Annotated in this window: 14 protein-coding genes and 1 riboswitch; of the genes, 2 read left to right on the forward strand and 12 right to left on the reverse strand. The window is 68.0% G+C overall.

Annotated features, from left to right (window positions below; all coding sequences use genetic code 11):
* Positions 1–62: 62 nt before the first annotated feature.
* Positions 63–171, forward strand: a riboswitch (TPP riboswitch).
* A 91-nt stretch (positions 172–262) separates the two neighbouring features.
* Positions 263–2,392, forward strand: a complete 2,130-nt coding sequence (locus AB3347_RS15440; protein WP_369092687.1) for a TonB-dependent siderophore receptor — start codon at positions 263–265, stop codon at positions 2,390–2,392.
* 52 nt (positions 2,393–2,444) lie between these two features.
* On the opposite strand, the gene AB3347_RS15445 is transcribed toward AB3347_RS15440, so the two are convergent.
* From AB3347_RS15445 to AB3347_RS15500, 12 genes are all read right to left on the reverse strand, one after another.
* Positions 2,445–3,314 (reverse strand): HDOD domain-containing protein, encoded by an 870-nt coding sequence (locus AB3347_RS15445; RefSeq protein ID WP_369092688.1) that lies wholly within the window; start codon positions 3,312–3,314, stop codon positions 2,445–2,447.
* 215 nt (positions 3,315–3,529) lie between these two features.
* Positions 3,530–4,078 (reverse strand): AAA family ATPase, encoded by a 549-nt coding sequence (locus tag AB3347_RS15450; protein WP_369092689.1) that lies wholly within the window; start codon positions 4,076–4,078, stop codon positions 3,530–3,532.
* Positions 4,075–4,668, reverse strand: coding sequence for a nicotinamide riboside transporter PnuC (gene pnuC / locus AB3347_RS15455; RefSeq protein ID WP_369092690.1), 594 nt, complete (start codon positions 4,666–4,668; stop codon positions 4,075–4,077). Before pnuC ends, AB3347_RS15450 begins: the two co-directional genes overlap by 4 nt.
* 98 nt (positions 4,669–4,766) lie before the next feature.
* Positions 4,767–6,908 carry a S46 family peptidase gene (locus AB3347_RS15460; protein ID WP_369092691.1) on the reverse strand — a complete coding sequence of 714 codons (2,142 nt, stop codon included), beginning with the start codon at positions 6,906–6,908 and terminating at the stop codon, positions 4,767–4,769.
* Positions 6,909–7,007: 99 nt separating this feature from the next.
* Positions 7,008–8,414, reverse strand: a complete 1,407-nt coding sequence (locus tag AB3347_RS15465) for an efflux transporter outer membrane subunit (protein WP_369092692.1) — start codon at positions 8,412–8,414, stop codon at positions 7,008–7,010.
* A gap of 8 nt (positions 8,415–8,422) precedes the next feature.
* Positions 8,423–11,689: an efflux RND transporter permease subunit gene (locus AB3347_RS15470; protein WP_369092693.1), complete on the reverse strand. Its 3,267-nt coding sequence runs from the start codon at positions 11,687–11,689 to the stop codon at positions 8,423–8,425.
* A complete protein-coding gene (locus tag AB3347_RS15475) occupies positions 11,686–14,784 on the reverse strand; it encodes an efflux RND transporter permease subunit (RefSeq protein ID WP_369092694.1) in 3,099 nt (1,032 codons plus the stop codon). Before AB3347_RS15475 ends, AB3347_RS15470 begins: the two co-directional genes overlap by 4 nt.
* Positions 14,785–14,935: 151 nt before the next feature.
* Complete coding sequence (locus AB3347_RS15480) at positions 14,936–16,282, reverse strand: efflux RND transporter periplasmic adaptor subunit (protein ID WP_369092695.1); 1,347 nt, start codon at positions 16,280–16,282, stop codon at positions 14,936–14,938.
* 285 nt (positions 16,283–16,567) lie between these two features.
* Positions 16,568–18,424 (reverse strand): signal peptide peptidase SppA, encoded by a 1,857-nt coding sequence (gene sppA, locus AB3347_RS15485; RefSeq protein WP_369092696.1) that lies wholly within the window; start codon positions 18,422–18,424, stop codon positions 16,568–16,570.
* 41 nt (positions 18,425–18,465) lie between these two features.
* Positions 18,466–19,935 (reverse strand): sodium:solute symporter, encoded by a 1,470-nt coding sequence (locus AB3347_RS15490; protein ID WP_369092697.1) that lies wholly within the window; start codon positions 19,933–19,935, stop codon positions 18,466–18,468.
* Positions 19,936–20,042: 107 nt separating this feature from the next.
* Complete coding sequence (locus AB3347_RS15495) at positions 20,043–20,423, reverse strand: hypothetical protein (protein ID WP_369092698.1); 381 nt, start codon at positions 20,421–20,423, stop codon at positions 20,043–20,045.
* Between the two features lie 174 nt (positions 20,424–20,597).
* Positions 20,598–22,079 (reverse strand): NYN domain-containing protein, encoded by a 1,482-nt coding sequence (locus tag AB3347_RS15500; protein WP_369092699.1) that lies wholly within the window; start codon positions 22,077–22,079, stop codon positions 20,598–20,600.
* Between the two features lie 159 nt (positions 22,080–22,238).
* Between AB3347_RS15500 and AB3347_RS15505 the strand changes: the two genes are divergently transcribed.
* Positions 22,239–24,152 carry an ATP-binding protein gene (locus tag AB3347_RS15505; RefSeq protein WP_369092700.1) on the forward strand — a complete coding sequence of 638 codons (1,914 nt, stop codon included), beginning with the start codon at positions 22,239–22,241 and terminating at the stop codon, positions 24,150–24,152.
* Positions 24,153–24,154: the final 2 nt, after the last annotated feature.

A 24,154-nucleotide genomic window follows, 5' to 3' on the forward strand; every position in this document is an offset into this window, starting at 1 on the left:
TGACGCCGGGCAAGCCCGCCATTGCCATTCCCACCACACCCGTCCGGGTCCGTGGTACACTGCCGCCTCGCTAGGGGTCCTGGCGCGCGCACACAGCGCGCTGCCGGGTGAGAGATACCCTTCGTACCTGATCTGGATAATGCCAGCGAAGGAAAGCGCAACGCAGTTCCCATTCTTGTTTGCCCTTCCCCCACGTTGGCTCCGGCTTTTTTATTAAAAGCAGCGCGCCATGCTCGACGTGGCGCGCGATAACGAGCAAACCATGACTTCCAAGCTGAAACAGTCCGTTCTTGCCTGCGCCATCCTGCAGGCTTTCTCCACTACTGCATCCGCACAACAGACCGAGGCCGTGCCCTCGGTCGTCGTCACCGGCAGCCGCTGGGTCGCCAGCGACCGCGCCGGCATCGGCGGCTTCAACGACACGCCGCTGCTCGACACCCCGGCCTCGATCACCGCCATCGAACGCACCCGGATGCTGGACCTGTCGATCCGCAACGTGACCGACGCGGCGCGCTACGACGCCTCGATCGGCGACGCCTACAACGCGGTCGGCTACGCCGAGCAGTTCTCGATCCGCGGCTTCGCTCTCGACAACGCCAGCAGCTACCGCAAGGACGGCATCGCGATTCCCGCCGACGCCCAGATCCCGCTGGAAAACAAGGAACGCATCGAAGTGCTGCGCGGCCTGGCCGGCCTGCAAGCCGGGGTCGCGGCGCCCGGCGGCATGGTCAACTTCGTCACCAAGCGCCCGACCGATGCGCCGCTGCGCTCGGCCCTGCTGGAAGTGAGCGAGCGCGGCACCGTGCACGGCGCGATCGACCTGGGCGGCCGCAGCGAGGACCGCCGCTTCGGCTATCGGCTCAACGCGGCCGCCGAGGACATCAAGTCCTATGTGCGCGGCGCCGATGGCGAGCGCCAGTTCGTGTCCGGCGCCTTCGACTGGCAGATCACGCCGAGCGCCCTGCTTCAGCTCGACCTCGACCACCAGCACAAGGCGCAGATCACGGCGCCCGGCTACCAGCTGCTGCGCAACGAAGTCCTGCCGACCGGCGTATCGGCCAAGACCCTGCTGAACGACCAGCCCTGGACCAAGCCGGTGGCAACCGACAGCAGTAACCTGGGCCTGCGCTTCGAATACCGTCTGAATCCCGGCTGGACCGCGACGGTCAAGGCCAACAAGCACTGGTTCAAGCGCGACGACTATACCGCCTTCCCCTACGGCTGCAGCAACGAGGGCGACGGCTACTATCCGGGCTACTGCGCGAACGGCGACTACGACGTCTACGACTACCAGAGCGTGGGTGAGCGCAAGTCCCCGTGGGGCGTCCAGGCGATGCTGCAGGGCCGCCTGGATACCGGCGCGGTGCGCCACCAGCTGACGGTCGGCGCCGCGCTGTCGGAACGTCACGACAGCTACGGCGAATACGTCTACGACTACGCCGGCTACAGCAACATCTGGCACAACCGGGCCGTCGACCCGGCTCCGGGCAACCCGCGCACCGGCCCGGTGATGGAACGCCGCAGCGACCGCGAGACGGCGCTGTTCGCGCAGGATGTGGCCACCCTGTCCGACAAGCTGACGCTGCACGCCGGCCTGCGCTGGGTAAAGCTCAAGCGCGACGAGCTGGCCGAGATCGAGCAAGGCTGGGTGCATGCGAAAGACAGCTTCGTGCTGCCGAGCGTGGCGCTGGTCTACGCGCCGGCGCGCGACTGGCGCGTCTACGGCTCGCTGAGCCACGGCCTGCAGCATGGCGGCATCGCCGAGATGGGCACCGCCAACGAAGGCAGCGTGCTGCCGCCGGGCCGCTCGAAGCAGGTCGAGGTCGGCGTCAAGGGTGTGGTCAACAACGCGATGATGCTGTCGGCCGCACTCTTCGACGTCAAGCAGGGCCTGGAGTACGTCGACGCCGCCAATGACTTCGTGCGCGCCGGCGAGCAGCGCCACCGCGGCCTCGAACTGGCGGCCCAGGGCAAGCTGAATCCCGACCTGAACTACAGCCTGTCGCTGATGGCGCTCGACGCCGAGCAGAGCGGCACCGGCGACGCCAGCGTGGAAGGCAAGCGCGTGACCAACGTGCCGGAATTCCGTTCGACCGCCTGGCTGGAATACGCGGTGCCGGCGGTCGCCGGCCTGAAGGTCGACGCCACCTGGCAGTACGCCGGCAGCAAGGCCTTCGATCCGGCCAACCGCGCGATCGTGCCGGGCTACCACGTGGCCGCGCTGGGCGCCTCGTACGCGCTGCGCGTGGGCGGCGTCGCGACCGTCCTGCGCGCCCGCGTGGACAATGTGTTCGACAAGTTCTACTGGCGCGACGTGACGCAGTCGCTGGGCGGCTACCTGCTGCCGGGCGCGCCGCGCACCTTCCGGGTGTCGGCGCAGTTCGACTTCTAGGTGGTCCTGTAGGGTGGCCGGCGCAGCCGGCCACCCTCCGATATGGGATTCCTCAGTCGGCCAGTTCCGCCAGCTTGCCCAGGCAGCGCCGCTGGAAGCCATTCAGGCCCGCACTGACGAAGCTGTCCTCCGGCTCGATCACGCCCGCGTCGAGCAGCAGGCGCAGCTTGGCGATGCGGTCGCCCTGGGCCAGGGCCTGCGCCAGGTGCGGCGCGTCGGCCTCGCCCACGCATGCGATCGCCTCGACCACCTCCGGCGGAAAGTCCCAGTGCTGCGCGATCACCGACGACAGCCGGCGGCTGGCGGCGAACAGTTCCAGCCCGAAGCTGCCCGCCCTCGGCACCTTGCCTTCGCAGATGCGGTCGGCCACCTGGAACGCCACCTGCAGCCCGACGTTCTGCATCAGGCCGGCCAGGTAGGATTCGAACACGCCCGCCGACAAGCCCGGCGCCATCACGCTGGCGGCAAAGGCACAGCGCTCGGAGTGGCGCCAGACGTTCGGGGCCACCTGGCGCGCCACGCCCTGCACCTTCACCCGGACCAGCGGCCGGATCGCAATCCGCGCCAGCAGCATGCGCAGGCCGTTCAGGCCCAGCATCGTGACCGCGCCCTCGAGCGTCTCGATCGGCTTGGCCGGGCGATAGTAGGCGCTGTTGGCCTCGCGGATCACCTCGGCCACCAGCACCAGGTCGCGCCCCACCTCGGCCGACAGCGCGGCGGTGGAGATGTTCTCGTCCGACAAGGCGCCGAGCAGCTGCGACACCAGTTCCGGCACGCGCGGCACCAGGCCGGACGCGTTCTCGGGATCGTCCGCCAGGCCGCGCACCCGGTCGAGGACCTGTTGCTCCAGCTCCGGACTGGCGGTGGTGCCGCTGGATGCTACCAGCCAGCGGTAGAACGCGGCATCGACTTCCGCCGCCATGTCTTGCTCATCCGCTGCCGCAGCCAAGCCTGCGCTCGCCGCGTTAGCGGTTTCCTTCTCCGTACCGCCCAGCAGGCGGCCTATCCATTTTTTCACAGCGCACCGCCGTCTTTGATATAAACAGAGAAATCTATTTTAATGCCATAAAGCAACAAATGCTAATTCGAAATCGCTTTCTCTTAGACCTGCATCAATAGCACGGGCCGATCGGCCCATCAGCTGGCCCGCCCCAGCAGCGCCTCCACCGCGCCGATCCGCTGCGCCAGGCTACCCTCGAGCAGGACGTAGGGAATCGCGCGCGCCTGCAGGGTCTCGAGCAGCATCCGGTGCACGTTCTGGCGCACCGCTTCCGATTCGCGCTGCAGGCCATCCGGCTCCCAGGGGCTGTCGGGCGCCGTCACCAGGGTCCAGGCGTAGTCGTGACGGCTGTCCAGGCGCGCCAGCTGCGGATCGACACGGCCCCAGTACTGGCGGCTGTACAGCGCCGTCATCAGCGGCGTGGTGTCGCAGAACAGCAAGCGGTGGACCCGGCTTGCCGCCACCTCGGCTGCCTGGTCCTCGCGCGCACGCTGGGTACGGGCGATCGGGTACTGGTCGCTTTCGAAGGGCACGCGGGCGTGGGTGTCGACGAATTCGCGCAGGTATTCCGGCACCCACACGGCGCCGTAGTGCCGCGCCAGCGCTTCGCACAGGGTCGACTTGCCGGACGATTCGGCGCCCAGCACGGCGATCCGGCGGACGCCGGCGTCGGTGTGCGCCGTCATGCATCCCTCCGCGCGATGTTCGACCAGGCACGCCAGCCGGTCCAGGCCAGCGCCACGAAGATCGCGTACAGCACTGCGGTCAGCATCAAGCCCTTGTACACGTACAGGCCGACGTACAGCACGTCGACCACGATCCAGACCAGCCAGTTCTCGACCTTCTTGCGGCCCAGCAGGAGCTGGCCCACCAGGCTGCCCGCGGTCAGGAAGCCGTCCGCATGCGGCACGTCGGTGTCGGTGAGATGGTCGAGGAAGGACGAGAGCAGCACGAAGCCGAGCGCCCATGCGGCGATCGCCCACCACCAGCCCTGGCGCTGCAGTCGGGTGACCACCAGCGGTTGCGCGCCGGCGCCGTGCAGCCACTGGTACCAGCCCCACACCGAGGCGGCGATGAACACGAACTGCAGGCCCATGTCGCCGTACAGCTTGGCCTCGAAGAACACGGCTGCATAAGTCGCCGAGGAGGCGATCGAGAACAGCCAGGCCCAGTGCTTCTGGCGGATGTTCAGCAGCACGGTGGTCACCGCCAGCAGGAAGGAGATGAGTTCCAGCGGCGTGGTCGCCACACCGGCAAGGATGAGAGTATCGTTCATGCAATGAAATGGAAAGACGCCGGATGGTAACAGCAAACAGGCCGTAGCGCTTGCTCGCCGCTACGGCCTGTTCCAGTCACTCGCGCTGCTTCGGAAGCTTACTTCTTCGGATACTTGATCGTCATTTCCTTCAGCAGGTTGTCGGCCCCGTCGACTTCCTTCATCACCCACAGCATGTAGCGGATGTCGACGTGGATCGCGCGCGTGATGGCGCTGTCGAAGTACCAGTCCTTGGTGATCGATTCATAGGTCGAGTCGAAGTTCAGGCCCACCAGCTCGCCGCGCTTGTTCATCACCGCCGAACCCGAGTTGCCGCCGGTGGTGTCGGCGCTGGACAGGAAGTTCACCGGCACGGTACCCAGTACCGGATCCTTGAACACGCCGTAGCGCTTGGCCTTGATTGCATCGAGCAGCGCGTTCGGCGCGATGAACGGATCCTTGCTGGTGGCCTTCTCGACGATGCCTTCCACCGTCGTGAACGGGCCCTTCACCAGGCCGTCGCGCGGCGCGTACGGCGCCACGGTGCCGTAGGTCACGCGCAGGGTCGAATTGGCGTCCGGGTAGACCGGCTTGCCTTGCGACTTCTTCCAGGCGATGACAGCCGCCATGTACTGCGGGATCACGCGCTCCAGGTTGCCGTCGATCTCGTTGCGGCGGTTCTCCAGGCCCATGCCGGTATCGTGCAGGCGCACCGCCAGCGCGATGAACGGGTCGTTCGACTTGCGGAAGGCATCGGCATCCTTGCCGATCCAGGCCAGGCGCCTGGCGGTGTCGGCCAGCTCGGTCGACTTGTACATCGCGTTCAACGCGTTCGGCGCCGGCAGCAGCGCGTCCAGGCCCTGCGGGCGCAGCTTGGCGTCGATGCGGGCATAGCGGGCCAGCGCGGCGCCCCAGCGGGCTTCATCCACCTGCGGCACGAAGGACTGCTCCAGGCGGGTCAGGCGCGCCTTGATGAAGGACAGGTCGCGCTCCTGGTAGCCGGCTTCGCGCTGGGCGTCCGGCTTCTGGCGCTCCAGCGCCAGGCGGTACAGAGTGCGCGCACTCTTGAGCAGGTCGCTGTGGGTGGCTTCAGCCCAGGCGCCTTCCTGGCGCGAGGCCGCCATGTCCTGGGCGATCACGCTGTCCAGCTCACCCAGCAGGTTCTTGGACGCGCCGCTGCCGTTCGCCTTGTGCCAGGCGCGGAACTCGGCGTCCTGCACGTCCTTGATCGCGGCAATGTCCTTGCGCGCGAAGCCGTCCAGCAGGCCCTGGGTCTTCTTCAATACGTTGTTCAGGCTCTTGGCCACGCTGGCGTAGCGCACGTCCCAGGCCGGATTGCCCATGGTGGCGGCCGAGATCACCGACAGGTCGGCGGTGATGCTGGCGACCTTGCCGGGGAAGTCGACGTCGCGCGCGAAGCGGATTTCCGCAGGCAGCTTGTAGCGGCTGGTGCGGCCCGGGTAGCCGGCCAGCAGGATCGGATCGCCGTTCTTCAGGCCTTCGGCGGAGACCACCAGGAAGTCCTTCGATTTATACGGCACGTTGTTCGGCGACGGGTCGGCCGGACGGCCGTCCGGGCCGACATAGGCGCGCAGGAAGGAGTAGTCGCCGGTCTGGCGCGGCCACTCGTAGTTGTCGATGTCGCCGCCGAAGTTGCCGATGCGGTCGGACGGCGCGTGCACCAGGCGCACGTCGCGGATCATCAGCTGCCTGATGCGGTAGTACTCGAGCCCGCGGTGGAAGGCCGGCACCGAGCAGCGCACCGACTTGTCGGTTTCGCATTCGGCCACCAGGGCCTTGACGCGCGACTCGACCAGTTCGTGGCGCTCGCGGCCAGACATGGTCGGGCTCAGGCCCTTGAGCACGCGGTCGGTGACGTTTTCCACCTTCTCGGTGACGTACACCAGGGTGTTCGGGCCGCCCGGCAGTTCCTCGGCGCGGCTCTTGGCCAGGAAGCCGTTGACGATGTAGTTCTTTTCCGGGGTCGAGTTGCGCTGGATGGCGCCGTAGGCGCAATGGTGGTTGGTGACGATCAGGCCGTCCGGCGACACGAACGAGGCCGAGCAGCCGCCCAGCGAGACGATGGCGCTCATCGGATGCTTGGTCAGGTCGGCCAGTTTCTCGGCCGGCATGGTGATGCCGATGCGCTTGAGTTCGGATTTGAGTTGCGGCAGCTGGTGCGGCTGCCATTGGCCTTCGTCGGCAAGCGCGACACTCGCGACGCCCATCAGGGCAACGGGCAGGACGATCGATTTGAACAAGGTGGGACCCCAGTGGAATAAAAAAGCAGCCCGGAGTATAGCTTTCTTATATATGCATGGGGTCGTTTTTTGGCGTATTGACAGGCTGCCAGCCGGCCTTCAACCGGCTGCCTGCCCTGCGTGCCAGCCGCCACCCAGCGCCTGGATCAGCGCCACCGCCGCCGCCTGGCGGTCGGCCTGCACCTGCACCAGCGAGCGGCGCGCATTCAGGGCCGTGGCCTGGGCCTGCACCACCTCGGAATAGCTCACCTGGCCGGCGCGGTAGCGGTTCAGGATCTGCTGCTCGACCTTGTCGGCGGCCTCGGACGCTACCTGGCGCAACGCTTGCTGCTGTTCCAGCACGCGCACCGCCGTCAGCTGGTCCTCGACGTCGGCGAAGGCGTTCAGGACAGTCTGGCGGTAGCGCGCCACGGCCGCCTGGTGGCGTGCCTCGCTACCTGCCACGCCGGCGCGGGTGGCGCCGGCGTTGAAGATCGCCTGCGCCGCCGACAGGCCGAAGGACCAGGCGGCGCCGGAGGCCGAGAACAGGTCCGGCACCCGGCTGCCGCCCGTGCCGAGCGAAGCCGACAGGCCGATGTTCGGGAAATAGGCCGAGCGCGCGATGCCGATCTCCGCGTTGGCGGCCGCCACCTCGCGTTCGGCGGCGGCGATGTCGGGACGGCGCTGCAGGAGCGTGGACGGCACGCCGACCGGCACCGCCGGCACCGTCACGCGCCACGCGTCCAGGGGCGCGAGCGTGAATTCGCTGGGCGCCTTGCCGACCAGGACCGCGATGGCATGCTCGAACTGGGCGCGCTGGCGGCCGAGCGCCAGTTCGTCGTTGCGGGCATTGGCCAGCTGGGTCTGCGCCTGCAGCACGTCGGTGCGCGCGACGATGCCGACGTTGAAGCGGTTGGTGGTGATCTGCAGCTCGCGCTCGTAGCCGGCGATGGTGCGGCCCAGCAGCGCGCGCTGGGCGTCGAGGGCGCGCACGGCGAAGTAGTTGGCGGCCAGTTCGCCCTGGGCCGACAGGCGCGCGCTGGCCAGGTCGGCGGCCGTTGCCTCGGCCCCGGCGCGGGCGCTGGCGACGCCGGCGCGCAGCCGGCCCCACACGTCCGGCTCCCAGCTGCCGCCCAGGTTCAGGCGGTAGGCGTTGTCGGCGCCCTGCCCGCGCACCCCGGCGCGGTCGCCGCTCAGGTTCAGGTTGAGGCTCGGGAACAGCGCCGCGCGCTGCTGCGCCACCGCCGCGCGCGCCTGCGCGTAGTTGGCCACCGCCAGCGCCACGTTCTGGTTCGAGACCTCGATGCTGCCGGCCAGCGCGTCCAGCACCGGGTCGTCGAACAGCCGCCACCAGGGGCCGCGTTCGAGCGCGTCGGCGGGGGCGGCCGGCACCCAGCCCTGCGCTTCCTTGAATGCCGGCGGCTCGGGCGTGGTGGGCCGCTGGTAGGTCGGACCGACGGCGCAACCGGCCAGGAGGCTGACGGCAAGCGCGCTCGCATGGAGGCGGAAGATGGATTGTTTTCGCATGGTTGTCATCATTTTGCAGGGACCGGATCTTCGGCGTCGAAGTGGCGGGTCAGCTCGTGCTCGTCCGGCTTCCTGGTGCGCAGCTTGTCGAGCAGGACGTAGACCACCGGCGTGGTGAGCAGGGTCAGGAGCTGGCTGGCGACCAGGCCGCCGATGATGGCGATGCCGAGCGGGCGGCGCAGCTCGGAGCCTTCGCCGAAGCCGATCGCCAGCGGCAGCGCCCCCAGGGCGGCCGCCAGGGTCGTCATCAGGATCGGGCGGAAGCGCAGGATGCAGGCTTCGCGCACCGCCTCCACCGCGCTCAGGCCGCGCGCCCGCTCGGCCTCGAGGGCGAAGTCGATGATCAGGATCGCGTTCTTCTTCACGATGCCGATGAGCAGGAAGACCCCGATCAGGGCAATGATCGAGAACTCCATGTCGAACAGCAGCAGCGCCAGCACCGCGCCCACGCCGGCCGAGGGCAGCGTGGACAGCACGGTTACCGGGTGCACCAGGCTCTCGTACAGGATGCCGAGCACGATGTAGATCACGACGATGGCGGCCAGGATCAGCATCGGCTGCTCCTTGTTCGATTCCTGGGCGGCGCGCGCCGTGCCCTGGAAGCTGCCGCGCACGTTGGCCGGCATCGCGATCTCGGCTTCGGCCTGCTTCACGGCGGCCTGGCCGTCTTCCAGGTTGTAGCCCTGGGCCAGGTTGAAGGACACCGTGGTCGCCAGTTCGCCGTCCTGGTGGTTGACCGAGGTCGGGGTGGAGCTCTCGGCGAAGCTGGCGATGGCCGTCAAGGGCACCATCGTCGTGGCGCCGCCCGACAGCGCCGAGCCGCTGGCGGGATCGCGCGAGGCGCTCAGGTTGGCAGGCGCGGACGGGGTGCCGCCGGCTTGGGCGCCGCCCGTGCCGCTGCCGGCGCCGGCGCGCGCCGGCACGTAGACGTCGCGCAGGGCTTCCGGCGACTGCGCGTAGCGCTGGGCCACGCCCAGGATCACGCGGTACTGGTTCAGCTCGTCGTAGATGTTGGCCACCTGGCGCTGGCCGAAGTTGTTGTACAGGGCGTTGTTGACGTCGCGCGTATTGATGCCCAGGCGCGCCGCCGTGTCCTTGTCGATGGTCACGAAGGTCTCGACGCCGTTCTCGGCCTGGTCGGTGTCGACGTCCACCAGGGCCGGCTGGCGCTTCATGGCCTCGGCCAGGCGCGTGGCCCACTGTTTCAGGTCGGCCGCGTTGTCGCTCTTCAGGGTGTACTGGTAGGTCGAGTTGCTGGAACGGCCGCCCATGCGCAGGTCCTGCACCGGATTCAGGAAGATCGACACGCCGGTGACGCGCGCCAGCTTCGGACGCAGGCGCGCGATCACGGCCTGGCCGGTGTCGCCCTGCGCCCTTTGGTCGACCGGCTTGAGGTTGATGAACATGAAGCCACCGCCCGCGCGCCCGCCGCCGGTGAAGGCGACCACGGTTTCGACCGCCGGGTCGCGCTTGATGATGTTGACCAGCTGGCGCAGCTTGCCCTGCATGGCCTGGAACGAGATGCTCTGGTCGGCGCGGATGCCGCCGTTGAGCTGGCCGGTGTCCTGCTGCGGGAAGAAACCCTTGGGCGCGGCCGCGAACAGGTAGACGTTCAGGCCGACCACGAACACCAGGATGATCATCACCAGCAGCTTTGCGTCGAGCGCCCAGTCGAGCGCGTGTCCGTAGCTGCGCAAGACCTTGCCGAAGCCCTTCTCGGACCAGCGCGCCAGGCGGCCGGGCTTCTTGTCCTTGTCCTCCTTGCTTTCTTTCCGCAGCAGCCAGGCGCACATCATCGGCGTGGTGGTCAGCGAGATCACCAGCGAGATCAGCACCGCCGCCGACAGCGTCACGGCGAACTCGCGGAACAGGCGGCCCACCTGCCCGCCCATGAACAGCAGCGGGATGAACACGGCCACCAGCGACAACGAAATCGACAACACCGTAAACCCGACTTCGCGTGCACCGAGCAAGGCCGCCTTCATGCGGTCCATGCCGGACTCGATGTGGCGCGCCGTGTTCTCCAGCACCACGATGGCGTCGTCCACCACGAAGCCGGTGGCGACGGTGAGCGCCATCAGCGACAGGTTATTCAGGCTGAAGCCCAGCAGGTACATCACCCCGAAGGTGCCCAGCAGCGAGACCACCGTGGCCACCGCCGGGATGATGGTGGCGCGCAGGCTGCGCAGGAACACGCTGACCACCAGCACGACCAGGAGGATCGACAGCACCAGGGTGAACTCGATCTCATGTAGTGAGGAGCGGATCGAGTTGGTGCGGTCCGAGGCCACCTGCAGCGTCACGTCGCCAGGCAGCTGGGCCTGCAGGGTCGGCAGCAGCGCGCGCACGCCGTCCACGGTCTCGATGACGTTGGCGTCCGGCTGGCGCGTGACCAGCACGATCACCGCCGGCTCGCCGTTGAACAGGCCCAGCGTGTTCACGTTCTCGACGCCGTCGATGACCTCGGCCACGTCGCGCAGGCGGATCGCGGCGCCGTCGCGCCAGGCCACCACCAGGTCGCGGTAGTCGGCCGCCTGGGGCCGGCCCTGCCCGGGCGTGTTGCCCTGGCCGCCGGCCGGCTGCGAGTAGATCTGGAAGCGGTTGCCGCCGCCCTCGATCGCGCCCTTCGGGCGGTTGGCGTTGGTGGCCTGGATCGCGGCGCGCACGTCCTCGCTCGACAGGCCGACCTTGTTGAGCGCGTAGGGCAGCAGTTCGACGCGCACCGCCGGCAGCGAGCCGCCGCCGATCTCGACTTCGCCCACGCCCTTCACCTGGGCCAGGCGCTGCTGCACCAGGTTCGAGACCGACTCGTAGATCTGGCCGGGCGAGCGGGTCTTCGAGGTGAGCGCCAGGATGATCACCGGCGCGTCCGAGGGGTTGGCCTTGCGGTAGGTCGGGTTGCTGCGCAGCGTGGCCGGCAGGTCGGCGCGGGCGGCATTGATGGCTGCCTGCACTTCGCGCGCGGCCGAGTCGATCTTGCGGTTCAGGTCGAACTGCAGGCTGACCCGGGTCGAGCCGTTGCCGCTGCTCGAGGTCATCTCGTTGACGCCGGCGATCACGCCCAGGCGCCGTTCCAGCGGCGTGGCCACGCTCGAGGCCATGGTTTCCGGGCTGGCGCCCGGCAGCGAGGCCGATACCGAAATGGTCGGGTAGTCCACCTGCGGCAGCGGCGACACCGGCAGCACGAAGAAGGCTGCGATGCCGGCCAGCGCGATCCCGATCGTCAGCAGGACGGTCGCGATCGGGCGCTGCACGAAGGGGCGCGACAGGTTCATGCCCCGACCTCGTCAAGCTTGCGCGGGGCCTTGCCGGACTTCCTGCGGGCCAGCCGGTCGAAGGCCAGGTAGATCACCGGCGTGGTGAACAGGGTCAGCAGCTGGCTGACGATCAGGCCGCCGAAGATGGCCAGGCCCAGCGGGCGGCGCAGCTCGGCGCCCTCGCCCGTTCCCAGCATCAGCGGGACCGCCGCGAACAGCGCCGCCAGGGTGGTCATCAGGATCGGACGGAAGCGCAGCAGCGCGGCCTGGCGGATCGCTTCCAGCGGCGCCTTGCCCCCGTCGCGCTCGGCCTCGATGGCGAAGTCGATCATCATGATCGCGTTTTTCTTGACGATGCCGATCAAGAGGATGATGCCGATGATCCCGATCACGCCCAGGCCCTGTCCGGTGACCCACAGCGCCAGCAGCGCGCCCACCCCGGCCGAAGGCAGGGTCGACAGGATGGTGAGCGGATGCACGTAGCTCTCGTACAGCACGCCCAGCACGATGTACACGCAGACCACCGCGGCCAGGATCAGCCACAGCTGGTTGGACAGCGAGGCCTGGTAGGCCCCCGAGGCGCCGAGAAAGCGCATGCTCACCGAGTTCGGCATCCCGATCTCGGCGCCGGCTGCGCGGATCGCGTCGACGGCGGTGCCGAGCGAGACGCCCGGGGCGGTGTCGAAGCCGACGGTCGCGGCCGGGTACTGCGCCACGTGGGTGATCTGCAGCGGCGCCTGGGCTTCGCGGATGGTCGCCACCGCCGACAAGGGCGTCGGCTGGCCGGAACCGGTGCGCAACTGCAGGCGGCTCAGGGCTGCCAGCGACATCGCCTGGTCTTGCTGGGCCTCGAGGATCACGCGATACTGGTTGGTCTCGGTGAAGATGGTCGACACGATGCGCTGGCCGAAGGCGCTATAGAGCGCGTCGTCGATCGAGGCCGCGGTGATGTTGAGGCGCGACGCGGTATCGCGGTCGATGTCGATGAAGGCGGCGCTGCCCACCGCGCCGGCATCGGTGGTGGCGTTGCGCAGTTCCTTCTTGCCTGCCATGCTCTCCACCAGCTTTTTGGCCCACTCGTTCACGGTGGCGCTGTCGGCGCCCTCGATCGACAGGCGGTACTGGGTCGGGCCGCTCTCGGCATCGATGGTCAGGTCCTGGGTCGGCTGCAGGTACAGGGTGAGGCCGGCCACGTTGGCGACGCGGCTGCGCAGGCGCGCCATGACCTCATCCTGGTCTTCGCGATCCTCGCGCTTCAGGTTGATCAGCATGGTGCCGGTATTGAGCATGGTGTTGGTGGCCGCATCCACGCCCACGTAGGAGCTGAGCGAAGCCACCGCGGGGTCCTTCAGGATTTCGGCGGCGGCAAGCTGCTGCAGCCTGGCCATCTCGGCATACGAGATCGACTGGCGCGCCTGCACGCGCGCCTGCAGCTGGCCCGTGTCCTGGGTCGGGAACAGGCCTTTCGGGATCCAGGTCCACAGCAGCGCGGTCAGCACCAGGGTGCCGAGCGCCACCAGCAGGGTCAGGCCCTGGCGCGCCAGTACCCAGCCCAGCGCCACGTCGTAGCGCCGGATCACGCGGTCGAAAAAGGCCTGGCTCTTGCGTGCGAAGCGGCCCGGGCGCTCCTCTTCATGGCTTTTCAGCCAGCGCGCCGACATCATCGGCACCAGGGTCAGGGACACCACCGCCGAGATCAGGATCGTCACCGCCAGGGTCACCGCGAATTCGCGGAACAGGCGGCCGACCACGTCGCCCATGAACAGCAGCGGAATCAGGACCGCGATCAGGGAGACGGTCAGGGAAATGATGGTGAAGCCGATCTGGGTGGCTCCCTTGAGCGCGGCCGCCATCGGCTTTTCGCCCTCTTCGATGTAGCGCGCGATGTTCTCGATCATGACGATGGCGTCATCGACCACGAAGCCGGTGGCAATCGTCAGCGCCATCAGCGACAGGTTGTTTAGGCTGTAGCCCATCAGGTACATGATCCCGAAGCTGCCGATCAGCGAGATCGGCACCGACAGGCTGGCGATCACGGTGGCGCGCAGGCTGTGCAGGAAGGCGAAGATCACCAGCACCACCAGCACCACGGCCAGCACCAGTTCCATCTGCACATGATCGACCGAGGCGCGGATGCCGGCGGTGCGGTCGCTCAGCACGTCCATGCGCACCGAGCCCGGCAAGCCGGCCTGCAGCTCGGGCAGGCGTTCCTTGATGGCGTCGACGGTGGCGATCACGTTGGCGCCCGGCTGGCGCTGCACGTTCAGGATGATGGCCGGCTTCAGGTTGGCCCAGGCGCCGATGCGCACGTTCTCGGCGCTGTCGACCACCCGCGCCACATCCCCCAGGCGCACCGGGGCGCCGTTGCGGTAAGAGACGATCAGGTTCCTGTAGTCCTCGACGGCCAGCAACTGGTCGTTGGCGTTGATGGCGTACGAGCGCGTGGGGCCGTCGAAGTTGCCCTTGGCGCTGTTGGCATTGGCTGCGGTGATGGCGCTGCGCAGGGTGTCCAGGCCCAGGCCGTAGGAAGCCAGCGCCTGGGTATCGGCCTGGATCCGCACCGCCGGTCGCTGGCCGCCGGACAGGGTCACCAGGCCCACGCCCGAGACCTGGCTGATCTTCAGGGCCAGGCGCGTGTTGACCAGGTTCTGGACTTCGGTGAGCGGCAGGGTATCGGACGTGATGGCGAGGGTCAGCACCGGGGCATCGGCCGGGTTGACCTTGGCGTAGACGGGCGGCGCCGGCAGGTCGGCCGGCAGCAGCGAGCCGCCGGCATTGATCGCCGCCTGCACTTCCTGCTCGGCCACGTCGAGGGTCTGGCCGAGGCCGAACTGCAGCGTGATCACCGAGACCCCGGCCGCGCTGGTGGAACTCATGCGGGTCAGGCCTGACATCTGGCCGAACTGGCGCTCCAGCGGCGCGGTGACGGTGCGCGCCATGACTTCGGGGCTGGCGCCCGGATACAGGGTCTGCACCTGGATGGTCGGGAAGTCCACCTGCGGCAACGCCGACAGCGGCAGGAAGCGGTAGCCGACCAGGCCGGCCAGCACGATGGCCAGCATCAGCAGGGCCGTGGCGACCGGACGGCGGATGAAAGGGGCGGATGGGCTCATGGGGTGCTCCCCTGCGTCGCATCGGTGCACGCGTGATTTGAACGCGTGGGCGGCAAAGCCGCCCACCCTACGGTCATCGCGATATCGTAGGGTGGGCGGGGCAAATCAGTCCAGAGGACTGGTTTGCCCCCACGCGCCCAACGCAGCTTGATCATTGTTGCGCTCCCTGACGCTGGCGGCGTCCCTCGCCCTGCCCTTGCTGAGCGCCGTTCCGTGCGCCCTGCGGCCGGTCACCCGGCAAGGTCACCTTGGCCCCATCGCGCAGCCGGTCCGCACCTTCGGTAATCACCTGCTCGCCCAGCTTCAGTCCGGACGTGATCTGCACCTTGTCCACCGTTGCCTGCCCGCGCGTCACAGCGCGCTGCGACACCGTCTTGTCCTTGGCATTGAGCACGTACACGAAGTCGCCGTTGGCCCCGTGGCGCAGCGCCGTCACCGGCACCACCACCGCGTTCTCGATGGTGTCCAGCACCAGGCGCAGGTTCACGAACTGGCTCGGGAACAGCTTGTTGTCGGTATTCGCGAAGCGCGCCTTGGCGCGCACGGTGCCGGTCTGGACGTCGACCTGGTTGTCGAGCGCGATGAATTTGCCCGTGGCGAGGGTATCGGTACGGGTGCGGTCCAGCGCGGTGGCCGGCAAGCTGGCGCCCAGCGCGATGCGCTGCTGGAGGTCCGGCACCCGGTCCTGCGGGACGGTGAACTCGACATCGATCGGCGACAACTGGGTGATGACGGCCACGCCGTTGGCGTCCCCGGTGCTGACCAGGTTGCCGATATCGACCGTGCGCAGGCCCACGCGGCCCGAGATCGGCGCCTTCACCTGGGTATAGCTGACATTGAGCTGCGCCAGGCCTTCCGCCGCGCGGTCGGTCATCACCGTGCCTTCCAGCTGCTTGACCAGCGCCGCCTGGGTATCGACTTCCTGGCGCGCGATCGATTCCTGCTCCAGCAGGGTGCGGTAGCGGCCGAGCAGCAGGCGCGCGTTCTCGAGCTGCGCCTCGTCGCGCTGGCGCTGGCCGCGCGCCTGCAGCAGCGCCATCTCGAAGGGACGCGGATCGATGGTCGCGAGCACCTGGCCGGTCTTGACCGCCTGCCCTTCGGTGAACAGGATCTTCTGGACCACGCCCGAAACCTGCGGCCGCACGGTGGCCGTCGCCGCCGGCACCACCGTGCCGAGCGCGTCGATATGGAGCGGGATGTCGGCCTGTTCGGCGGTCGCCACGCCCACCGTGGTCGCCGGCGCGCCGCGCCCGCCGCGGCCGCCGCCTGCGCCAGGCCCGCCGCCGCCCTGGGCCCGCGCACCCGCCGCTCCCGCCGCTCCCGGCGGACCGCCCGCCCCACCGCCCGCCGGACGATGGGTCAGGTACCAGGCCAGCGCAGCCAGCCCGATCATCGCGAGCACCGCGATGGCGGTGCCGATCAGGCGCTTGCGCCGCTTGGCCTGCGCGGATGGAGGTGGGCTCGTGAGGGCGGATTTCGGTGGCGAATGCGGGTCCATGCTCAACCTTGTTATTGTAAGGACAGTGTTATTTAGCTAACGATGTGCCGAAAAGATTAGCACGTGCACCCCAACTGATATGTTTCGTAACGTACATTGCGCACCCCATCCTGTTACATGAGCGGGACAGCCTTTACGCCGATTTACGCCAATGCCCGACAATGCGGGGAAGTAAACGGAAAACGGGTGCGGAATCGCTTCCGCACCCGTCCTGTCGCTGTAGCAGTCAGTTACAAAACCGCTACAAAGTCGAACATTACGCCGGGCATTGCACCGGCGTTTTCCTCATGGCGTGCCGCACATGCAGTGCGTGACCGCGGCAAACGGCTTGCGGCCGTCGGCCACGTCCTTGAGCCAGGCCATGTCCTGCGCCACCTGGGTCATCGGGCCGGCGGGCAGCGCAGCGTCCATCAGCCCGAGCTTGACCTGGATGTTGATGGCTTGCGCGGTCGATGCGCCCATCAGGTTCAGGAAGCGTTCGATGCGGCTGACCGGACGCTCGACGTAGGCCACGCGGTAATCCTCGCCCAGCTTGGCGCGCTTGGCGGCCGAGGCCAGCGCGTCGCGGTAGCTGCCGAGGCGGTCGACCAGGCCGCGTTCCTTGGCCTGGGCGCCGGTCCAGACCCGGCCCTGCCCCACTTCGTCGATCTTCGCCGGCGTGGTCTTGCGCGCCGCCGCCGCCTTGGCGGTGAACTCGCCGTACACGTGGTTGATGCTGCTCTGGACCAGCTGCGCGAAGCGCGGGTCGATCGGCCGCAGCGGGTTGTAGGCATCGGCCAGCCAGGTGGTGGTGACGCCGGCCGTATGGATGCCCAGCTTGTCGCTGATCTTCTCGGCGGTCGGCAGGATGGTAAACACGCCGATCGAACCGGTGATGGTGGCCGGGTCGGCGATCACTTCGTCGGCCGCCATCGAGATCCAGTAGCCGCCGGAGGCAGCCACGCTGCCCATCGACACCACCACCGGCTTGCCGGCGGCGCGCGTCAGTTCGAGCTCGCGCCGGATCAGTTCGGAGCCATAGGCGCTGCCGCCGGGGGAATCGACGCGCAGCACCACGGCCTTGATGCTCTCGTCCTCGCGCGCCTGGCGGATCAGGCGCGCGGTGGTGAGGCCGCCGACCGTGTTGGGGCCGCTGGTGCCTTCGGTGATGTTGCCGGAGGCGGTGATCACGCCGACCGCGTCGCCGAACGGCTTGGGCTGGTAGCGTCCGAGGTAGTCGTGGTAGCCGATCTGGCGGAAGGACTTGATGTGCGCGTCGTAGGCCCCGCGCTTGACCAGCATGGCGCGGACCTCGTCCTGGGTCTTGATGCCGTCCACCAGCCTCGCGCCCTGCGCGACCTTGGCCGCGCTGCCGCCGGCCGCTTCCATCTGCTGCGGCAGGGTCTCGATCCACTTCGCCACGCTGCCCGCCGGGAGCTTGCGGTTCTTCTCGACCTGGGCGGTGTAGTCCTGCCACAGGGCGTTGTACAGGAAGCTGTCGGCCTCCTGGGCCGCCTCGGACGGGCCGTTGGCGATATACGGCTCGGCGAAGCTCTTGTAGGTGCCGACCTTGATCAGGTTGACGGTCACGCCCAGCTTGTCGAGCGCGTCGCGGTAGTAATTGCGGCGCCCACCGAAGCCTTCGATCAGCACCATGCCCATCGGGTGCACGTAGACTTCGTCGGCGTGCGAAGCCAGCAGGTAGCGCTTCTGGTCGTACATGCCGCCCCAGGCCACCACCCGCTTGCCGGCCGCCTTGACGCGGTCGATGCCGGCGCCGATCTCGCGCAACTGGGCCAGGCCGCCGCCGTTCATCTGGTCGAGCAGCAGCACCACCGTGTCGATGCTCTTGTCCTTGCTGGCGGCGTCCAGCACGGTCAGCAGGTCGCGCAGGCGCACGCTGCGCTTGCTCTCGCCACCCACGGCGTCGAGCACGGTGTCCTCGACGCTCGACTGGTATTGCTCGACCAGATCGCCCTTCAGCTCCAGCACCAGGGCGGTTTTCGCGCCGATCGGCTTGACGCCGCCCGACGACATGACCATCACGACGAAAATCACGAGCAGCAGGAACAGCAGGTTCATGAAGGTGCGGCGCGATACGTCGACCGCGCGCCACAGCATGCCGACACCGCGGCGCAGGGCACTCAGGGGTTTGAAAGCCATCGAAACTCCGTCTTCAATCTATTGAATGGGCGCAGGCCGTCCTAGACGGTGACTGCGGCCGCCCCGGCCTTTTCCTTCTGGGAGATGGCGAACAGGCCGGCAAACACGAGTATGCCATTTACCATGAGCAATTCCAGCCCAAGACGGTAAGAACCGAGCAAGTGTTCCTGATTGTACTCAAGGAGCGCGCAGAGAATCGGCGCGCCAATCGTAATGTACGGCACCAGGCGGTCGGTGAGCGTGCGGCGCGTGAGCATACCGAAGGCGAACAGGCCCAGCAGCGGACCGTAGGTATAGGCCGCCAGCTTCAGGATCACCCCGATCATGCTCGGGTTGTCGGCCGCCTTGAAGCCCAGTACCAGGAACAGGAACAGCGCCGAGAAGCCCAGGTGGACGCGGCGGCGCAGGCTCTCCTTGCCCGCTTCCGTCAGGTCGGTACGGCGCTTGATGCCCAGCAGGTCGATGCAGGTCGACGAGGTCAGCGCCGTGATCGCGCCGTCGGCGCTGGGGAACAGGGCCGAGATCAGCGCGATCAGGAACACGACCTGCAACGCCGCCGGCAGGTGGCCCATCACCACGGCCGGGAAGATCTTGTCGCCGCTTGCCGTGACGCCCGCGATCGGCGCGTACAGGTATAGCAGGCCGCCCAGGAACAAGAAGGAGAGCAGCACCACGACCAGCACCGCAGTCAGCGTCAGCATGTTCTTCTGCGAGTCCTTCAGGGTCTTGACCGAGATCGTCTTCTGCATCATTTCCTGGTCCATGCCGGTCATCGTGATCGTGATCAGGGCGCCGGCAATGATCTGCTTGAGCCAGAAGTTGGGGCTATCCGGATCGTGGGTGAAGATCCTGGCCAAGCCTTTCGACTGCATCTGGTTCAGGCTTTCCGGCACCGACATGTTCAGTTCGCCCAGCAGGATCCAGACGCATGCGAACAGGCCGAACAGCATGGCGCTGGTCTGCAGGGTGTCGGTCCAGACAATGGTCTTGACGCCGCCCTTGTAGGTATAGAGCAGGATCATGGCCAGCACCACGAGGGTGCTGAGCCAGAACGGCACGCCGAGGCTGTCGAGGATGATCGCCTGCAGAATATTGACGACCAAGTACAGGCGCGCGGTGGCGCCGAGCAGGCGCGACACGATGAAGAAGCCCGCCCCGCTCTGGTAAGCACGCCGGCCGAGGCGGACGTCGAGGTAGTGGTAGATCGAGGTCAGCTGCAGGCGGTAGTACAGCGGCAGCAGCAGGTAAGCCACGGCGATGTAGCCGATCACGTAGCCGATCACGATCTGGGCATAGCCGAAACCGTCGACGCCGACCGCGCCCGGCACGCTCACAAACGTCACGCCGGACAGCGTGGTGCCGACCATGCCGAAGGCGACCAGCATCCAGTTGCTGCTCTTGTTACCGATGAAGAAGCTGTCGTTGTTGGCGTTGCGCGAGGTGGCCCAGGCCACGGCGAGCAGGAGGGCGAAGTAGCCGATGAGAATAGCGAAGAGGAGTGCCGGAGACATGAAGATCCAGTGCGGTTGTCGTTTCGCCCAGCAATATACACTGAAGCCTTGTCACCGGGAACGCCGGGAAACGGCATCGCACATGAGTACGGGTTATGCCTGCAGGCTCAGGCTTCCTCGCCCTGCACCCGTTCGAACGGCCCGATACAGGTAGTCATGCTCTCGTCCGCGCACATCAGGAACAGTGCGCCCGAGGGATGGAAGCGGATGAAATTGGTGGCCCTGGTGCCGGGCTTCATGATGGCGCCCGAGCAATCCTTCTTGCCGTTGTCCTTGACGATGCGGTCTTCCAGGCGGTAGAAGCCCTTGGCGCTGGGCTTGGCGGGGATGCGGTATTCGCTTTCGGACACTTCTTCGGCGCTGGTGACCAGGGTGGTGCCGTCGGCGCGGAAGCGGTAGGTTTCCGAGCAGCCCAGGTCAGGCAGGCTCAGCTTCCAGATGCCCAGGATCGGATGGTCGGCCGGCGGCGCGGCGCGCGCGCCGGTCATGGATGTCAAGGAGGACAACAGCAAAGCCCCAGTCAACACTGCGGCAGGCACACGCATGGCAGGCTCCTTCGCACGGCGCGACAGCCGGGCGGGCGCCGCGGCAGGTCCGCGCATGCGGACGATGCCATTATTGCAGGGGCGGCGCGCGCGCGTCGCACGCGCCGCCGTTTGCCGTCAGCCGTTTTCCGGTGTCGTCTTCGGCTTGGCGGGACGGCGCGCGCGCGGGGCAGCCTTGCGCGCCGGGGCCTTGTGGGCCGGACGGCCCGCCTTCTTGCGCGCCGCCTTGGCGTCGGCGTCTGCGTCTGTGTCGGCATCCGCGGCGTCAGGCGCGGCGGCTGCCGGCTCCGGCGCGATTGCGGGCGTCTCCGCAGCGCTGTCCGGCACCACCGTCGGGGCCGGAAGATCGGCCCCCGCCTCGACGGCCGCGGCCGCGCCGGCGACTTTCTTGGCGGCCGGCTTGCGCGGTGCGCGGCGGCGTTCCTTGACCGGGGCCGGCGCCTGTTCCGGTTCGGCAGGGATGTCCGCCGCCGGGGTGGCGGCGGCGGCTTCACGCGCTTCGTCCGCCGGCGGCGCTTCAGGCACGGCTTCTTCCGTGGCCGCCGGGGCCGGCGGCAGTTCGGCTGCCAGGGCGGCGTCCGCTGCGCTCAGCTCGGACACGGCGGGCGCGGCCTCGCGGCCCCTGCCCCCGCGTCCGCCACGGCCGCGGCGGCTGCGTTCCGGCCTGGCTTCGGCCACCGGCGCTTCCTCGCCGTCCTGGACGGCGGCAGCTTCCTCGTCGGCCGGCGCTTCCGGCGCCACCACCAGTTCCGGCGCCGGCATCGCCACCGGCGCCACGGCGCTGCGGTAGACATAGGTGCCGGATTTTTCGTCGCGGCCGAAATCGAACAGGCCGCGCGCCTGCGCTTCTTCGAGCAGGTTGCCGAAGGTACGGAAGCCGTAGAAGGTCTCCGAGAAGTCCGGGCGACGGCGCTTGAGGGTGTCCTTCAGCAGCGAAGCCCAGATCTTGCCGGTGTCGCCGCGCTCCAGCACCAGGGCGTCGAAGGTCTCGACCACCATCTCGAGCGCCTGCGCCTTGCGCGTCTCCAGCTCTTCGCGGCGCTTGTCGTCGCTCGGGCGACGGGTCTGCGGCTGGGCCTTGCGGGCGTCGAGTTCTTCCTTGCGCTTGGCGGCGGCGCGGCGCACTTCGCGCACCAGGTCGTCGTAGAAGATGAATTCGTCGCAGTTCGCCACCAGGAGGTCCGAGGTGGACTGCTTGACGCCCACGCCGATCACCCGCTTGGCGTTCTCGCGCAGCTTCGATACCAGCGGCGAAAAGTCGGAGTCGCCCGAGATGATGACGAAGGTGTCGACATGCGACTTGGTGTAGCACAGGTCGAGCGCATCGACCACGAGGCGGATGTCGGCCGAATTCTTGCCGGACTGGCGCACGTGCGGGATCTCGATCAGTTCGAAGTTCGCCTCGTGCATCGGGGCCTTGAAGGTCTTGTAGCGGTCCCAGTCGCAATAGGCTTTCTTGACCACGATGCTGCCCTTGAGCAGCAGGCGTTCCAGCACCGGCTTGATGTCGAATTTTTCGTAGTTGGCGTCACGCACGCCGAGCGCGACGTTCTCGAAGTCGCAGAACACCGCCATGCTGATGTTGTCGGAGGAAGCCATGATATTGCTTTCAGATAATAAAAGGACAAACTGACCGCGATTATACGCAACCCGGTGTTTCCTGGCGCCGTACGCACGCCTGTCCCCGCCGAAATGTGTCACGGCTTGCAGTTCGCTTTTATAATTGCCGTTTCTTTACGGACTGACCAGATTCGACCCATGCTCCCGCCATCCGTCTTCGAGTCGGCATTCAACAGTTCGCCGATCGGCAAGTACCTGCTGTCGCCGACACCCGAGGCGCTCATCCTGGCAGTCAACGACGCCTTCCTGAAAGCGTGCTCGCGCCGGCGCGAGGATCTGCTGGGCAAGAGCCTGTTCGTCGCCTTCCCCGCCGACCCGGACGATCCCGCCAGCAGCACCAACGAGGCCGAGTTGCGCGCCTCGTTCGCGCGGGTGCTGGAAACCGGTACGCCGGACTTGCTGCCGGTGCAGCGCTATCCGATCCCCCTGGAAGGGCCGGACGGCACGATCGCCTTCGAAGAGCGCTTCTGGAGCGCCTACAGCGCACCGGTGTTCGGGCCGGACGGCGCCGTCACCTGCATCTCGCACACGACCAAGGACGTCACCGAACAGATCCGCTCCGAGCGCGCCCTGCGCGAGAGCGAGAACCGGTTCCGGGCCCTGACCACGGCCGGCCAGGTGGTGTACCGGATGAACGCCGACTGGACCGAGTTGCGCGAGCTCGACGGCCGCGGCTTCCTGCGGGACACCGACAGTCCGCGCTCGTTCTGGCTGCAGGACTACATCCCCGACGACGAGCAGGCGCGCGTGCACGCCGCCGTGGGCGAAGCGATCCGCACCGGCAGGGTGTTCGAGCTGGAGCACCGGGTACGCCGTATCGACGGCAGCGACGGCTGGGCGCTGTCGCGCGCGGTGCCGATCTGCGACGCCCACGGCCGGGTGGTCGAATGGATCGGCGCGGCCAGCGACATCACCGAGCGCAAGGCGGCCGAAGAAAAGCTGCGCGAGTCGGACCGCCGCAAGGACGAGTTCCTGGCCATGCTGGCGCACGAACTGCGCAATCCGATCGCGCCGATCAGCGCGGCGGCCGCCCTGCTGCAGCGCATGCAACTGGACGAGGCACTGGTGCGGCGCACCAGCCAGATCATTGCGCGCCAGGTCGGCCACATGACGGCCCTGATCGACGACCTGCTCGACGTCTCGCGCGTCACCCGCGGGCTGGTGGAACTGGAGCGCGTGCCGCTCGACCTGCGCGACGTGCTGCAGGACGCCGTGGAACAGGTCGCGCCGCTGGTCCAGGCGCGCCGGCACACCCTGGCGCTGGAGTTGCCGTCCCAGGCCACCATCGTGGTCGGCGACAAGAAGCGCCTGGTGCAGGTGGTCGCCAACCTCCTCAACAACGCCGCCAAGTACACGCCGGAAGGCGGCTGCCTGGCGGTACGGGCCGGCGCGCAGGACGGCGGCGCCTGCGTCGAAGTGAGCGACAACGGCATCGGCATGGCGCCCGAACTGACCGGGCGCGTGTTCGACCTGTTCGCCCAGGCCGAGCGCAGCGCCGACCGCTCGCTGGGCGGGCTGGGACTGGGCCTGGCGCTGGTGAAGAGCCTGGTGGAGCTGCATGGCGGCACGGTCGGTTGCGAGAGCGCCGGCCTGGGCCAGGGCAGCCGCTTCCTTGCCTGCCTGCCCTGCCTGTCGGGCGACACCGCGCCGCAGGGCGAGCAGGACGACGAGCCGATGGCGCAGGCGCCGGCCGCGCTGCGCGTGCTGGTGGTGGACGACAACGTCGATGCCGCCGTGATGCTGGCGATGCTGCTGGAAGCGAGCGGCCACGAAGTGCTGGTCGAGCACGGGGCAAGGGCGGCGCTGGCGCGGGCGCACGAGGCCAGGCCGCAGGTATTCCTGCTCGACATCGGCCTGCCCGAGATGGACGGCAAGGAACTGGCGCGCCGGCTGCGCGCCGAGCCGGCCACGCGCGACGCGCTGCTGGTCGCGGTGACCGGCTACGGCCAGGACAGCGACCGCGAACAGATCATGGCGGCCGGCTTCGACCATCACCTGGTCAAGCCGGTCGACATGGAGCGGCTCGAGGCGATCCTGGCCGGCGCCGCCTAGTC

Origin of the sequence: Massilia sp. X63, from assembly GCF_041023745.1 — a bacterium.
Classification (GTDB): Bacteria; Pseudomonadota; Gammaproteobacteria; order Burkholderiales; family Burkholderiaceae_D; genus Telluria.